Below are 14,126 nucleotides of genomic sequence, written 5' to 3'. Positions count from 1 at the left end.
GCAGGAAGAGCGCCGTTTCAGCGTTTTTTCTTGGCCGGCATGCCGCCGCGCTTCTCGCGCACCACCTGCTGCTTGCTGCTGGCAGGCACCTTGACAACATTGGTGCCCCGCGGCGCCGAAACCTTCACCGGTGCGCCGCGCTTCGCAGATACCGCCACCGCGTGTCCGCGCGCGACCGCCACGCCGGTGCCGGCGCGCGCCGCCACTGTGGCGCGGATCGGCAGGTACACCACCACGCTGAAGCCGCGCTTGAAGGCGTGGTTGGGCTTCACGTCGTTCCACTCGGCCACGTTGGCGGGCTTGAGGTTGTAGCGGCGCGCAATGCTGGCGACGCTGTCCGCGCGGCCGGCCTTCACCGTCGTGCGGTGGGTGACGATTTCGGGCTGGAAACTCAGGTGGCCGCCGTCGGCCACCACGGCCGCCACGTCTTCCTTCACGCGGGCGCCGCGCGGCACAATCAGCGTCGAGCCGGCCTTGATGAGCATGCGAGGCGGCACGTTGTTGATGGCGCGCAGGTCGCTTTCGCTCATGCCGGAGCGCTGGGCCGCGTCGGCAACGGTCATGGTGTTGGGCACGACCCAGGCGGTCCAGCTGGCGTACTGACCCTGCGAATAGGCATCGAAGTTGCGCTGGAACACGGCCGCGTTGTCCCACGGCAGCAGGATCTGCGGCGTGCCGGCTGCGATCAGCACCGGTTTGTGCGCAGCGGGGTTGAGCGCGCGGAAGTCTTCGAGCCGCACGTCGGCAAGCTTGGCCGCGAGTTCCACGTCAAGGTCACGCGTGAGCGTGACGGTCTGGAAGTACGGGTGGTTGGCGATCAACGGCAGCTCGGTGTTGAAGGCCTGCGGATTCGCCACGATGTTCTTCACGGCCTGCAGCTTGGGCACGTAGAGCCGCGTCTCGGCGGGCATCGTGAGGTCGCTGTAGGTGGTGGGCAGGCCCAGGCGCTGGTTCTTGGCGATGGCGCGGCTCACGCTGCCTTCGCCCCAGTTGTAGGCGGCCAGGGCCAGTTGCCAGTCGCCGAACATGCCATAGAGCTTCTGCAGGTAGTCGAGCGCGGCGCGGGTGGAGGCCACCACGTCGCGGCGGTCGTCGCGGAAGATGTTCTGCTTCAGGTCGAAGTCGGTGCCGGTGGCCGGCATGAACTGCCACATGCCCGCGGCGCGCGCGCTGGAGATGGCCTGTGGATTGAACGCGCTCTCGATGTAGGGCAGCAGTGCGAGTTCGGTCGGCATGTTGCGCCGCTCGAGCTCCTCGACGATGTGGAAGATGTACTTGTTCGAGCGCTCCGTCATGCGCTGGATGTAGTCGGGCCGGCTGGAATACCACTGCTCGCGATCGCGCACCAGGTCGCTGTCGAGGTTGGGCATCTTGAAGCCGCGGCGGATGCGGTCCCACATGTCGACCGGTGGCGCGAGCGTGACCACGCTCTGCGATTGGGCCTGTCCGGTGGCGAGGGGCGATAGAGAGTCGCGTGGGTAGATGGGTGCCGCACTACCCGTGGCCTTGGCGCCGGTGCCGCCGACCGACGAAGAAGAGGGGGAGGAGCTGTTGTTGTTGCTCGTGCCCGCGCAGCCCGCGAGCACCAGTGAACCTGCAAGGCAGGTGGCAGCGATCAGTTTCATCGGAAGTCGTTTTTCCATTGGCGCAGTGCGGCGAACACGTCGGCCTCGACTGCATCGGCAGCCAGCTCGGCGTGGGCACGCACCGCTCGAAGGACAGTGGCTTCGCGGCTGCGAAGAAAGGGGTTGACCTGGCGTTCGATTGCCAGTTGCGACGGCAGCGTGGGCTGCCCCTGCGCGCGCAGGCTTTCGCAGCGCGCGTTGTAGTGATCTAGTTCGGCGTTGCCCGGTTCCACCGCCTGGGCAAAACGCAGGTTAGAAAGTGTGTATTCGTGCGCACAGCAGACACGCGTGTCGCCCGGCAATGCGGCAAGCGCATCGAGCGAAGCCAGCATCTGCGCGGGGGTGCCTTCGAACAGGCGCCCGCAGCCGCCGGAGAACAGCGTGTCGCCGCAGAACAGCAGCGGCGCATCGCCACCCGCCGTTTGCGCCGCAGGCAGAAAGTACGCGATGTGGCCGGCCGTATGGCCCGGCACGTCGATGACCTCGAAGCGCAGGCCGAGCACCTCGGCAATGTCGCCTTGCGCCAGCGGCGTGAACGGCTCGGGAATGCGCTCGCGCGCCGGCCCCCACACGGGTGCGCCGGTGGCCTCGTGCAGCGCGGCCACGCCCCCTGTGTGATCGGGATGGTGGTGCGTGACTAGAATCGCGGCCAGCTGCAGCTTGTGGCGCGCCAGCGCGTCGAACACCGGTTGGGCGTCGCCCGGATCCACCACGATGGCGTGGGACCCGTCGTGCAGCATCCAGATGTAGTTGTCAGCGAAGGCGGGCAGCGGAACAAGGGTCATGAGCGGTCAAATTATAGGTTTGCAGGATTGGTTCGCGACCCCCCCGGGGCGCTACCTTCTGGCTTGGGAGCAGGCCCAGTTCGATCAGGCGGTGGCCGACGTGTTCGGCTATCACGCGCTGCAGCTGGGTGCGGCCGAGGTCGACGGCTTGCGCGCCAACCGCATGCCGCACCGCTGGCTGGCGCTGGACGACCCCGCCCGAGGCGGCAGGGCGACGCTCCTGACCGACTTCGCGGCATTGCCGTTTGCAGCCAACAGCCTCGACCTGGTGGTGATGCCGCACGCGCTCGAACTGAGCCCCGATCCGCACGCCACCCTGCGCGAGGTGGAGCGGGTGCTGGTGCCCGAGGGCCGCGTGGTGATCTGCGGGTTCAACCCGGCCAGCCTCTGGGGCATGCGGCAGCGACGCGCACACCTCTATCGCCGGCTCGGCATCGGCGACCTGTACCTGCCCGAAGGCGGGGAGTTCATCGGCTACTGGCGCATGCGCGACTGGCTGCGGCTCCTGAGCTTCGAGGTGGAGTCGGGCCGCTTCGGCGTCTACCGGCCTGCGGTGCGCAGCGAAGCCTGGCTGGAGCGCTCGCGCTGGATGGATGCCGCCGGCGAGCGCTGGTGGCCGATCTTTGGCGCAGCCTACTTCCTGGTCGCCGTGAAGCGGGTGCGCGGCATGCGCCTGCTGAGCGCCGAGTGGCGCCGCTCGGGCGCCCGCGCCACGGCGCCAGTGCCCATCGCGGGCAAGGTGCACCGCAACGAGGTCGGCAAGAATTGAGAATGAACGAAAACGAATGATGATGAAGAAGGAAAAGCCGGTTTGAACGAAGTCGTGATCTACACCGATGGCGCGTGCAAGGGAAACCCCGGCCCTGGCGGCTGGGGCGCGTGGCTCAAGTCGGGCTCCACCGAGAAAGACCTGTTCGGCGGTGAACTCGACACCACCAACAACCGCATGGAGCTGACTGCCGTCATCGAAGGCCTGGCCGCGCTCAAGCGGCCCTGCAAGGTGCTGCTTTACCTGGACAGCCAGTACGTGCGCAAGGGCATCACCGAGTGGATCCGCGGCTGGAAGACCAAGGGCTGGATGACAGCCAGCAAGCAGCCCGTGAAGAACGTCGAACTCTGGCAGCGGCTCGACAAGCTGGTGAGCGAGGGCGGCCACCAGATCGAGTGGCGCTGGGTCAAGGGCCACTCGGGAGACCCGGGCAACGAGCGCGCCGACATGCTGGCCAACAAGGGCGTGGACAAGGCCTTGGGCCGGATCTGACCGTTCGGGGCGCCTTAGATGTTGCCGTCGAACATCATCACGTCGACTTCGCCGCCCGCCGCGACATTGCCCTGCTCGTGGTGCAGCACCACGAGCCCGTTGGCTTCGACCATCGAGCTGAGCACCCCCGAGCCCTGGTGGCTCGCGACGCACACCTCAGGCAACGCGTCCGGCATGGTCTTCACGAAGCCGCGCTGGTATTCGGTGCGGCCCGGCTTCTTGCGGATCGGGCCTGTGCAGCGTGCACGCAGCAAGGGCGGTGGCGCGGCTGCCGCGTCGTGGCAGCCCATCAGGCGCAGCAGCGCAGGCCGCACGAAGGCCAGGAAGGTCACCATCACGGCCACCGGATTGCCCGGCAGTCCGAACAGCACCGCTGGCTGCGGCGACGCCTCGCGCGGGATCAACCCCACCGCCAGCGGCCGGCCCGGGCGCATGGCCACGCGCCAGAACGCCATGTCGCCCAGTTGCTGCATCACGTCGCGCGTGTGGTCGGCCGCACCGGCGCTGACACCGCCGCTGGTGACGATGGCATCGGCCTCGTGCGCGGCGCGCCGCATTGCGGCGGCGAGCGTGGCCGGATCGTCGCGCACGAGGCCGAGGTCGATCACCTCGCAGCCCAGCCGTGCGAGCATGCCGAACACGGTGTAGCGATTGCTGTCGTACACGGCGCCTTCGCGCGGCGCGTCGCCGAGGCTCAGGATCTCATCGCCGGTCGAGAAGTAGGCCACCCGCAGCCGCCGCAGCGCGGGCACGTCCGGCAGGCCGAGGCTCGCGACCATGCCGAGCGCGGCGGGCGACAGGCGTTCGCCCTTGCGCAGCGCGGTCTGGCCCTGCATCAGGTCTTCGCCCGCAAGGCGGCGGTTGTCGCCGCGGCGCAGCACCCTGGCCGGGAAACACACGCGGTCGCCATCGACCTTGCAGAACTCCTGCGGCACGACGGTGTCGAGGCCCGCCGGCATCATGGCGCCGGTCATGATGCGCACCGCATCGCCTGGACCCAGCGTGCCACGCCAGGCGGCGCCGGCCAGCGCCGTTCCCGCCACGCGCAGCGTGACCGAGACGTCGATGGGTGCGTCCCGCGGCAGCACCGCGCCGTCGAAGGCGTAGCCGTCCATGGCGGAGTTGTCGTGCGGCGGCACGCTGATGGGCGAGACGATGTCTTCGGCCAGCACGCGGCCGAGCGCGTCGACCAGGGAGACGGTCTCCCGTTGCGTGACGACCGCCGAGGCCGTGAGTTGCGAGAGAAAAGCGTGGACGGCCTCGACGCTCAGGTCGATGGCTGCGTCGTAGCCCGAAAGGGCGGAGGCGATGTCTGCGATGCGGCTCATCGGTTTTCGAGGGCGTGCAGTTCGGCCAGGGTGTTGGCGTTGAAGAAAGCGTCGGGCGCGTCGCCGGGGCGGTTGAAGGGCACGTGCACTGTGCGGTGCTGTGCGGTCCATGCGTGGACCTTGCGGCCGCCGGCTTCGGTGTAGCGCCGCAGGCTCTCGCGCAGGTCGGCGCGCAGCAGGCAGAAGACGGGTTGGAGGCGCAGCACCACCTCGCCTTCGGAGATTTCGGGTGCGTTGACCATCGCGATCTCTGCATTTTCGGCGGCCACCGCTTCGGCAAGCCGGACGGCGAGGTCTGGCGGAAATAGCGGTGTGTCGCAAGGTACGGTCAACAGCCAGGGTGTCGTGCAGTGCTCCAACCCGGTGAGAAAGCCCGCGAGCGGCCCCGGATAGTCCGCGAGGCTGTCGGGCCATACCGGCACGCCGAAGGCTTCGTAGTCGGCGAGGTTGCGGTTGGCATTGACGATGAGCTGGCCGACCTGCGACCCCAGCCGCCGGATCGCATGCAGAGCCAGCGGCTCGCCGTTGAAAAGCTGCAGTCCCTTGTCGACCCCGCCCATGCGAGAGCCGCGTCCGCCGGCCAGCAGAAGCCCCGTGATGTCGGCGGCCGCGATGAAAGCGTGCGCGGGCATGGCGGCCGCCTGCGTCATCCGCCGATGTAGCTCATCTCGACGCGGCGCGGCGCCTTGTCGCCGGCATCGCCGCTGTCGTTGTCAGGCCCAAGCAGGGCGCGCAGCTCGGAGTAGCGGTCGGCACGGCCCTGCCAAATGTGGCCGATGGCCGAGGCGATGTCGTCGTCGCTGGCGGTGCCGCGCAGCAGCGGGCGCAGGTCGTGGCCGGCGCTGGCGAAGAGGCAGAGGTACAGCTTGCCTTCGGTCGACAGGCGCGCGCGGCTGCAGTCGTGGCAGAAGGCCTGCGTGACGCTGCTGATCACGCCGATCTCGCCGCTGCCGTCGGCATAGGCCCAGCGCTGGGCGGTCTCGCCGGGCGTGGCGGCTTCCAGCGGCACCAGCGGAAATTCGGCATGGATGCGAGCGATGACGTCGGCCGAGGGCAGCACCTCGTCCATGCGCCAGCCGTTGGTGGCGCCCACGTCCATGTACTCGATGAAGCGCAGCACCACCTTGCCGCCGAGGTGCGTGCGGAAGTAGCGGGCCATCGGCAGTATTTCCTGCTCGTTGGTACCGCGCTTGACCACCATGTTGACCTTGATGGGACCGAGGCCGGCGACCAGCGCCGCGTCGATGCCGGCCAGCACATCGGCCACCGGAAAGTCGACGTCGTTCATGTGGCGGAACACGGCGTCGTCGAGGCTGTCGAGGCTCACGGTCACGCGCTGCAGGCCTGCAGCCCGCAGCCCGGCGGCCTTGCGCGCGAGCAACGAGCCGTTGGTGGTGAGCGTCAGCGCCAGCGGCTCGCCGGCGGGCGAGCGGATCCCGGCGAGTTGTTCGATGAGGCCTTCGATGTTCTTGCGCAGCAACGGCTCACCGCCGGTCAGGCGGATCTTGCGCACGCCGTGCGCAGCGAACAGGCGGGCCAGCCGCGTCATTTCTTCAAAACTCAGCAGCGCGCTGTGCGGCAGGTACTTGTAGTCCTTGTCGAACACGTCCTTCGGCATGCAGTAGCTGCAGCGAAAGTTGCACCGGTCGGTCACGCTGATGCGCAGGTCGGTCATGGGCCGGCCGAGGCGGTCGAGCAGCACCCCCGTGGCGGGCACGGCGACCTCCGGCACGGCCACGGCGGGACGTGCGCGGCCGATCGTGGAGATCGGAATGACGATATTGCTGCTGTTTTTCATGAAGCGGGTCCGATTTTGCGCCACGGCCCAAGGGCCTGTGAACCTCAGGCTACTTGATCGCCGCCGCGTAAACCATGTCCCAGGTCAATGTTCTGGAATGCGCTCTGTTTGGGCGGCTGCCGGGCCGGCCCTTGGCCTCAGCCGTGCTTGACGGCGACGGTCTTGAGCGTGGTGAAGCCGTAGAGGGCCTCGAAACCCTTCTCGCGGCCGTAGCCTGAGGACTTCACGCCGCCGAACGGCAGCTCGACGCCCCCGCCCGCGCCATAGTTGTTGATGAACACCTGGCCGCTCCTCACGCGCCTGGCCATGCGGAACTGGCGCGATCCGTCGGTGGTCCACACGCCGGCGACCAGCCCGAACTGCGTGGCGTTGGCAAGCGCCACGGCTTCGTCTTCGTCGGCGAAGACCATGGCCGCCAGCACCGGGCCGAACACCTCTTCCTGTGCGAGCCGGTGATTCACCGGCACGTCGCGCAGCAGGGTGGGCGCCTGGTAGAAGCCGGTCTCGGGCGCTTCGTCGACCACGATGCCCTGCGCCACCATCGGGATGCCGGCATGTTGCGCATCGCTCAAGAAGTCCCACACGCGCTGCTGCTGCGTCTGGCGGATCAGCGGGCCCACGTCGAGATCCATGGCCGCGGGGCCGACGCGCAGCGCCTCGAAAGCGTGGCCCAGGCGCTCCAGCAGCGGTTCGTAGATGTCGCGCTGGATCAGCACCCGCGAGCCGGCCGAGCAGGTCTGCCCGGCGTTCTGCACGATGGCATTGATGACCACGGGAATGGCCGCGTCCAGGTCAGCGTCCGCGAAGATGATCTGCGGACTCTTGCCACCCAGCTCCAGCGTGACCGGGCAGTGCCGCTCGGCCGCTACCTGCTGGATCAGCGTGCCGATCTTCGGGCTGCCGGTGAAGCTGATGTGGTCGATGCCCTCGTGCCGAGCGAGCGCGTCCCCCACTTCATGGCCGTAGCCCGTCACGATATTGAGCGTGCCGGCCGGAAAGCCGACTTCGGCCGCGAGCTGCGCCACGCGGATCAGCGAGAGGCAGGCGTCCTCGGCCGGCTTGACCACGCACACGTTGCCGGCCGCCAGGGCGCCGCCCACGCTGCGTCCGAAGATCTGCATCGGGTAGTTCCACGGAATGATGTGGCCGGTGACGCCGTGCGGCTCGCGCCAGGTGAAGACGCTGTAGCCGTCCTGGTAGGGGATGGTCTCGCCGTGCAGCTTGTCGCAGGCGCCGGCATAGAACTCGAAATAGCGAACCAGTGCCACAGCGTCGGCGCGCGCCTGCTTCACCGGCTTGCCGCAGTCGCGCTGCTCGATCAGCGCGAGCTCGTCGACGTGCTCGGCGATCTTCTGTGAGAGCTTGTAGAGCAGGCGGCTGCGGTCGGCCGCGCTGACCTTGTGCCAGACACCCTCGAAGCAGTCGCGCGCGGCGCGCACGGCGGAGTCGATATCGGCTGCGTTGCTGCGCTGGATTTCGTCGAAAACCTGGCCGTCGGAAGGGTCGATGACGGGCAGGGTGCGGCCGGAGGAGGACGGGACGTGCGCGTTGGCGATGTAGTTGAGCTGCATGGGGTTGGATTTTGCGCGGACCGAAAACATCTCTGTCCGGCCGCTCCTGTCCTGGAGCGCCGATCAGGGAAACGTTACCTAAAAAATTACTTAGTATTTAAGTATTGCTCTCTCAAAGGGCGCCGCGAAAAGCCAGTCATCCGTGGAAAAAGCACGAGCTGGGCGCGTGTTTCATTGACGAAATATAGATACAAGCAGATACGATACCTGTAGACCAGCAGTGCTGGTTTAAGGGGGAAGGGGGCGAAGCCCATGACCCTGGAGCGCTTGTATCGGCAGCGAGGAGCGCTACAAGCGTTGGTAGGTCTTACTTAAAAACGAAGGAACGTACTGTGGCGATCATCGACGGCACCCCCGGAAACGATACTTTGGTTGGAACCTCAGATTCAGACATCATCCACGGCGGTGCCGGAAATGATCTCATCGACGGCGGCGCAGGCAACGATTCCATCTTCAGTGATGAAGGGAACGACGACATCTGGGGCGGACAAGGCAACGACTTCATCACCGGGAACAACACCGGCGCGGTCATAGTTCACTACAACGATGGTCCCGCCGGTGTCAGCGTCGATCTCCGGTCGGGTACCGCGACGGATGGCTGGGGCAATCGCGACACGCTTTCGCAGATCTATGCAGTCGTTGGCTCTGACTTCAATGACACCCTCACGGCCTGGGGGGCCACGAGTTCTGTCTACCTCAACGGTGGCAGTGGTGACGACAAGATCACTGGCGGGTGGGGCAACGATGCGTTGGTCGGGGGAAGCGGCAACGACACGATCGACGGCGGCGATGGCATAACCGGAGCCTCCAATTCTTGGTATGGGAGCGCTTATCGGCTATACCAAGCGACATTGGGGAGGGAGCCCGATATTGGTGGCTTTCAAGAATGGGTGACTGCATTGAAAAGTGGAATGACCGTAGGGGCCGCTGCGGCAACCTTTGTAAATTCTACGGAATTTCAAGCAAATTACGGGGCCCTCAACAATACGCAATTCGTGACTTTGCTCTATAAGAATGTCCTTGGGCGGACTCCTGATAGTAACGGCCTTTCTGCATGGGTTCAATCTCTCGATGCCGGAAATTCCAGAGCCAATGTGGTGGTGGGTTTTTCTGAGTCAACGGAATTCAAAAATAATAGTGCGACAGACGTTGATGCCTATATGACGGCGCGATTCAGCAATGAGCACCAAGGCGAGGTTTTTCGCCTTTACAAGGCTACTCTAAACAGAGAGCCAGATGGAACTGGTTTTGTTAATTGGGTCAATGCACTGGATGCTGGTGCGCAAACGATCAAATCGGTTGCGCAGGGTTTCGTTGGATCGGTCGAGTTTCAAAATACCTACGGAGCGCTTAACAATAATCAGTTTGCGACGCTCCTTTATAAAAATGTTTTAGGGCGAGAACCTGATCAGGCTGGGTTGGCCGCCTGGGTCAATGCGCTCGATCATGGAATGTCACGTGCCGATGCTGTAGTTGGATTTTCGGATTCAACGGAGTTTCGCGCGAACACCATGTCTGGGCAGGCAAATTTCATGGCTTCAAGCTTTGGAAGCTGGAGCGATGAGTTGCTCGGTGGACAAGGCGGCAATACGTTAATTGGTGGTCGTGGTGCAGACGTCTTCACGTTTGATTCCCTTCGGCCTGGAAACGACCAGGTATTTGGATTGGAAAATGTAGATCAATTGAAATTCGTTGGGTTTGGATATAGCGGTAGCGCCGATATACTTGGTCATATGACGCAAAGCGGCCAAGATGTAGTTTTCGCTGACGGGGCCCAAAACATCACATTCCATCACGCTACGCTGGCGCAACTATCGCAAGTCAATTTCTTGTTGACAGCGTGAAGTGAGCGGCCTGTCGCTCTCGTGTCGCCGCAGCCTTTGCATGGTTGAGACTTGGGTTGGATGAAGCGCCTGGACCAAATTGAAAAATGGAGAGCGGAGCGTGATTTATCCGCAGCCTCCCATAAATTCTGGCGGTCAAAAAATGCCTACTGAGGTTGGCGGCGCCTCTTTTCGTGCGCTTCAAGGTCTCGCCGCATTGCAGCCCGTGATTGCTTTTTTCTCTCTGGAAATGAGCGTACAGGCGCTCGGCGAGGCGATGGGCTGGCGTCCTGAAACCCCCATCGGCGCACAAGAGCTGCAACATGCGGCGCAGCACCTGGGGCTCGTGTCGAAACCCCTGCGGATCCAGGAACGCCCGTCACGCAAATGGCGGCTACTCAAACAGCGCGGTGGGGCGCGCTCGCTCCCCATCCCTTGCGTGATCGTTGGTGCCGATGGAAACGTGGTCACTGTGGTTGCTCGGCGCGAAAAGCGCGGGCCTTCCACCGGTCGGCACCCTGGTGTTGCGGACGAATCTGCAGTCGATCCGGCACAGGTTTCGGGGGAACTCCTCCTCTGGATACCCCAGACCTCCAAATTCAAATGGGTTTCGATGGCAGAGCTCGTCGAGAGCCATGGGGAAAGGGGCGCTCTTGCCGTCATTTGCTTCCGCCAACCCCTGCAACTCGGCGCAATCGGCGGCTCGGGCTCCCGCCGCTTTGGCCTCGGGTGGTTCGCGCCAGTGCTGTGGCGCTATCGCAAGCCGCTGGGGCAGGTGCTGCTCGGCGCATTTCTGCTCCAACTGGTCGCGTTGACGACGCCCCTGTTCAGCCAGGTCATCATCGACAAGGTCCTGATGCACAAGAGCCTGTCGACCCTGCATGTTCTCGGCATCGGCATGGCGGGCCTGATCGTCTTCGAAGCCGTGACCAACACGTTGCGCGGATATATGCTCGCGCATACGTCTGCTCGCCTCGACGCCGGCCTGTCGAGCGACCTGTTCCGCCATCTGCTCAGCCTGCCCATCCGATATTTCGAACAGCGCCAGGCCGGCGACACGCTGGCCCGCACGCGCGAGCTCGAAAACATCCGCAGTTTCTTCACGGGCGGCGCACTGACGACATTGGTCGATGGCCTCTTCATCGGCATCTTCATCGCGGTGATGCTGCTCTACAGTATCAAGCTGACCATCGTCACGCTCATCGGCCTACCGATTCTTGCCCTCGTGACGCTGGTGGCCCAGCCCATCTTTGCGAAGGCGCTGCAGACGAAGTTCGATCGCAGCGCGGAGGCCGGCAGCTTCATGGTCGAGAGCATCCAGGGCATCCATACGCTGAAGAGCCTCGCGCTGGCGCCCATGTGGCAGCGCAAATGGGACCTGCTGGCCGCGCGGCAGGTGGCAGCCGGGTTCGATGTCAGCAAGTTGGGCAATGCGGCGCAGAGCATTTCGCAGGCAGTCCAGCGGATGCTGACACTGGCGGTGCTCTGGGTCGGCACTACGCTGGTGATGAACAACGATCTCACCGTCGGGGGGCTTATTGCCTTCCAGATGCTCGCTGGACAGGTGTTGCAGCCGGTGTCCCGGCTGGTGGGGCTGTGGCAGAACTTCCAGCAGGTCAAGCTTTCGGTCGACCGCATGGGCGACCTCATGAATGCGCAGCCGGAACCCACCAACGCAGGTGTCCAGGCCATGCCGCCATTGAAGGGCCGCGTCGAGTTGCGTTCGATCCACTTCCGCTACCAGCCAGAAACGCCGCTGGTGCTGAACGATGTAAGCCTTCTGCTGGAACCGGGCGAAGTGGTGGGCATCGTGGGGCGCTCCGGATGCGGCAAGTCGACGCTCACCAAACTCATTCAGCGGCTGTACGGCGTGGAGGCCGGGCGCGTGCTGGTCGATGGCCACGACATCGCGCATGCCGATCCCCAGCAGTTGCGTAGGCAGATCGGCGTCGTGCTGCAAGACAGTTTCCTGTTCAGCGGGACGATTGCGGAAAACATTGCAGTCGCCCACCCGGGGATGTCCTTTGACCGCATCGTCTTCGCGGCGCAGCAGGCGGGGGCGCACGAATTCATCACGGCTTTGCCGCAGGGCTACCACACGCCGGTCGGCGAACGCGGTGCCCTTTTGTCCGGCGGGCAGCGCCAGCGCATCGCGATCGCCCGGGCACTGACGGGAGACCCGCGTATCCTGATCCTGGACGAGGCTACCAGTGCGCTGGACGTTGAGAGCGAGCAGGCCATCCAGGCCAACATGGCGCAGATCTGCCGTGGCCGCACGGTCATCATGATTGCCCACCGGCTCTCCACGCTGCGGCATTGCAGCCGCATCGTCGTGCTCGACAGCGGCAAGGTGGTGGAGCAGGGCGGGTTGCAGGAACTCATTGCGCAGCAAGGCGAGTTTGCGAGGCTCTGGGCCATGCAGCAGCACGAGCCGCTGACTGGTGTCCGCAAGCCCCATGCAGCGCATCGTCCCGAACGGCGCGGCAACCCCGCGGAGACGGAAGCATGAGCGTCGTGCTGTCCCCGAAGGAGCGAGCGTTTCACAGCCCGGCGCTCGCCATCGAGGAAGCGCCTCCTGCGCCATTTGCCAGTGGCCTGATGTGGGCGCTGGCGGTGTTGTTGCTCGGCGCCATTGCCTGGGCGTGTATCGGAGAGATCGAGATCGTGGCGACGGCGCCCGGCAGGCTGATTCCCGATGGGCGTGTGAAGGTCATGCAGACGATCGAGCCGGCCCTCGTGCGCGTCATCCACGTGCGCGAAGGTCAACGCGTCAAGGAAGGCGATCTCCTGATCGAACTAGATCCAACCTTGTCCCAGGCCGATCTCTCCAGCAGCCAGCAACGGCTGCAGCAGAATCAGCAGCAGATGGCGCGGCTCATGGTGGAGATGAAGGGGCAGCACCTGCCTATGTCGGTGCCGGGCGGCGGTTCCGGCGCGGCGAGAACGCTGGCGTTGACGCCCGACCAGATGGCGACGATCCAAGCCCGCGAAGCGGCATTCGAAGCCAAGCTAGCGGAAGCCAGGGCATCGGTCGACGAAAAGACGAAGGCCCTCAGGGCGGCCGAGTCGACGCACACGAAATTGCGCTTGAATCTCGGGCTCGCGACTAAGCGCTACCAGCAGAGCCTGGCACTCGTAAAGGAAGGCTTCTTCAGCGAAGGCGAGCGCCTCAAACAAGAGCAGGAAGTGGTAGGCCTGGAGCATGACCTGGCGGCGCAAAGCCAGACGCTGGCGCAGCTTGCTGCTGGGCTCCAGGAGGCGCGCTTCCGTCAAGCGGCCGTGGAGCAGGAGCGCAAGGTGCAGATCCTTGCGGAGGTCGAGCAGGCAAGCCGGGAGGGCGCGAGTCTCCAGGCCGAGTTCGAAAAGGCCCAGCAACTCAATGGCCTGAAGACCTTGCGTGCGCCAGTGTCCGGTGTGGTCCAGAGCCTCGGGGTCACGACACTGGGGAGCGCGGTGGCGGCCAATCAGCCGCTCCTGACGATTGTTCCCGAGAATACACCGTTGATCGCCGAAGTCTTCCTCAGCAACAACGACATCGGCTACGTCAAGATCGGCCAGCCCGTCGAGGTCAAGCTCGACAGCTTTCCCTTCACGCAATACGGGGCCGTGGCCGGCAGGGTGAAATGGGTCAGTGCGGACGCGGAGTTCCAGAATCCGCAGGCGCTCGACAAGCAGACGGGCACGGGCCAGTCCGCATCCGGCAATCGCAACTTCGACAGCAGCAATTCGGACCAGCGAACAAACGGCCTTGCCTACCGCGTGCAGATTGCGCTCGCGGGGCCCGATGCCAGCATCTGGGTCAAAGGGCGCCCCCAGGCCCTGCAATCCGGCATGAGCCTTCAGGCGGACATCCAGACCGATAGGCGCCGGTTGATCCAGCTGGTGCTGAATCCGCTGGAAAAGGGCTGGAACGAGGGCGTCCGGGTTCGATAGAG

At 64.9% G+C, this 14,126-nt stretch carries 11 protein-coding genes; 5 read left to right on the top strand and 6 right to left on the bottom strand.

From position 1 onward, the window contains the following. Positions 1-17: 17 nt before the first annotated feature. Together ACEN9N_RS11505 and gloB are read right to left on the bottom strand one after the other, a co-directional pair. Positions 18-1,625, bottom strand: a complete 1,608-nt coding sequence (locus ACEN9N_RS11505; protein ID WP_495656102.1) for a transglycosylase SLT domain-containing protein — start codon at positions 1,623-1,625, stop codon at positions 18-20. After that, positions 1,622-2,410, bottom strand: coding sequence for a hydroxyacylglutathione hydrolase (gloB, locus tag ACEN9N_RS11500; RefSeq protein ID WP_413331457.1), 789 nt, complete (start codon positions 2,408-2,410; stop codon positions 1,622-1,624). Before gloB ends, ACEN9N_RS11505 begins: the two co-directional genes overlap by 4 nt. On the opposite strand from gloB, the gene ACEN9N_RS11495 reads away from it, so the two are divergent. Both ACEN9N_RS11495 and rnhA read left to right on the top strand, forming a co-directional pair. After that, on the top strand, positions 2,409-3,179 hold the full coding sequence (locus tag ACEN9N_RS11495) for a class I SAM-dependent methyltransferase (protein ID WP_193386569.1): 771 nt from the start codon (positions 2,409-2,411) through the stop codon (positions 3,177-3,179). The two genes, gloB and ACEN9N_RS11495, sit on opposite strands and share 2 nt — an antisense overlap. Positions 3,180-3,221: 42 nt before the next feature. Beyond that, positions 3,222-3,671, top strand: coding sequence for a ribonuclease HI (gene rnhA, locus ACEN9N_RS11490; RefSeq protein ID WP_007836679.1), 450 nt, complete (start codon positions 3,222-3,224; stop codon positions 3,669-3,671). A 14-nt stretch (positions 3,672-3,685) separates the two neighbouring features. Here the strand turns inward: rnhA and moeA are convergent, their stop codons facing one another. The 4 genes from moeA to ACEN9N_RS11470 all read right to left on the bottom strand — a co-directional run bounded on the left by moeA (position 3,686) and on the right by ACEN9N_RS11470 (position 8,368). After that, the gene (moeA, locus tag ACEN9N_RS11485; protein ID WP_495656101.1) at positions 3,686-4,999 is read right to left on the bottom strand and encodes a molybdopterin molybdotransferase MoeA; all 1,314 of its coding nucleotides are present in this window, start codon (positions 4,997-4,999) and stop codon (positions 3,686-3,688) included. Beyond that, positions 4,996-5,631 carry a molybdenum cofactor guanylyltransferase MobA gene (gene mobA / locus ACEN9N_RS11480; RefSeq protein ID WP_495656100.1) on the bottom strand — a complete coding sequence of 212 codons (636 nt, stop codon included), beginning with the start codon at positions 5,629-5,631 and terminating at the stop codon, positions 4,996-4,998. Before mobA ends, moeA begins: the two co-directional genes overlap by 4 nt. Before the next feature lie 14 nt (positions 5,632-5,645). After that, positions 5,646-6,797, bottom strand: a complete 1,152-nt coding sequence (gene moaA / locus ACEN9N_RS11475; RefSeq protein ID WP_495656099.1) for a GTP 3',8-cyclase MoaA — start codon at positions 6,795-6,797, stop codon at positions 5,646-5,648. Positions 6,798-6,934: 137 nt separating this feature from the next. Continuing rightward, positions 6,935-8,368: an aldehyde dehydrogenase family protein gene (locus ACEN9N_RS11470; protein ID WP_495656098.1), complete on the bottom strand. Its 1,434-nt coding sequence runs from the start codon at positions 8,366-8,368 to the stop codon at positions 6,935-6,937. A 332-nt stretch (positions 8,369-8,700) separates the two neighbouring features. Between ACEN9N_RS11470 and ACEN9N_RS11465 the strand changes: the two genes are divergently transcribed. The 3 genes from ACEN9N_RS11465 to ACEN9N_RS11455 all read left to right on the top strand — a co-directional run bounded on the left by ACEN9N_RS11465 (position 8,701) and on the right by ACEN9N_RS11455 (position 14,124). Continuing rightward, a complete protein-coding gene (locus ACEN9N_RS11465; RefSeq protein WP_495656097.1) occupies positions 8,701-10,212 on the top strand; it encodes a DUF4214 domain-containing protein in 1,512 nt (503 codons plus the stop codon). A gap of 142 nt (positions 10,213-10,354) precedes the next feature. Then, positions 10,355-12,700, top strand: a complete 2,346-nt coding sequence (locus ACEN9N_RS11460) for a peptidase domain-containing ABC transporter (protein WP_495656096.1) — start codon at positions 10,355-10,357, stop codon at positions 12,698-12,700. Further along, positions 12,697-14,124 (top strand): HlyD family type I secretion periplasmic adaptor subunit, encoded by a 1,428-nt coding sequence (locus ACEN9N_RS11455; protein ID WP_478179681.1) that lies wholly within the window; start codon positions 12,697-12,699, stop codon positions 14,122-14,124. Before ACEN9N_RS11460 ends, ACEN9N_RS11455 begins: the two co-directional genes overlap by 4 nt. Positions 14,125-14,126 lie beyond the last annotated feature (2 nt).

This window comes from Variovorax sp. Varisp46, from assembly GCF_059491885.1.
This window is presented reverse-complemented; position numbering and strand designations above follow the sequence as displayed.

Excerpts from the sequence above, each read along its gene's own strand:
- ACEN9N_RS11505 (WP_495656102.1), bottom strand. The coding sequence starts at position 1,625 with ATGAAACTGATCGCTGCCACCTGCCTTGCAGGTTCACTGGTGCTCGCG.
- ACEN9N_RS11495 (WP_193386569.1), top strand. The coding sequence starts at position 2,409 with ATGAGCGGTCAAATTATAGGTTTGCAGGATTGGTTCGCGACCCCCCCG.
- gloB (WP_413331457.1), bottom strand. The coding sequence starts at position 2,410 with ATGACCCTTGTTCCGCTGCCCGCCTTCGCTGACAACTACATCTGGATG.
- moeA (WP_495656101.1), bottom strand. The coding sequence starts at position 4,999 with ATGAGCCGCATCGCAGACATCGCCTCCGCCCTTTCGGGCTACGACGCA.
- mobA (WP_495656100.1), bottom strand. The coding sequence starts at position 5,631 with ATGCCCGCGCACGCTTTCATCGCGGCCGCCGACATCACGGGGCTTCTG.
- moaA (WP_495656099.1), bottom strand. The coding sequence starts at position 6,797 with ATGAAAAACAGCAGCAATATCGTCATTCCGATCTCCACGATCGGCCGC.
- ACEN9N_RS11470 (WP_495656098.1), bottom strand. The coding sequence starts at position 8,368 with ATGCAGCTCAACTACATCGCCAACGCGCACGTCCCGTCCTCCTCCGGC.
- ACEN9N_RS11460 (WP_495656096.1), top strand. The coding sequence starts at position 10,355 with ATGCCTACTGAGGTTGGCGGCGCCTCTTTTCGTGCGCTTCAAGGTCTC.
- ACEN9N_RS11455 (WP_478179681.1), top strand. The coding sequence starts at position 12,697 with ATGAGCGTCGTGCTGTCCCCGAAGGAGCGAGCGTTTCACAGCCCGGCG.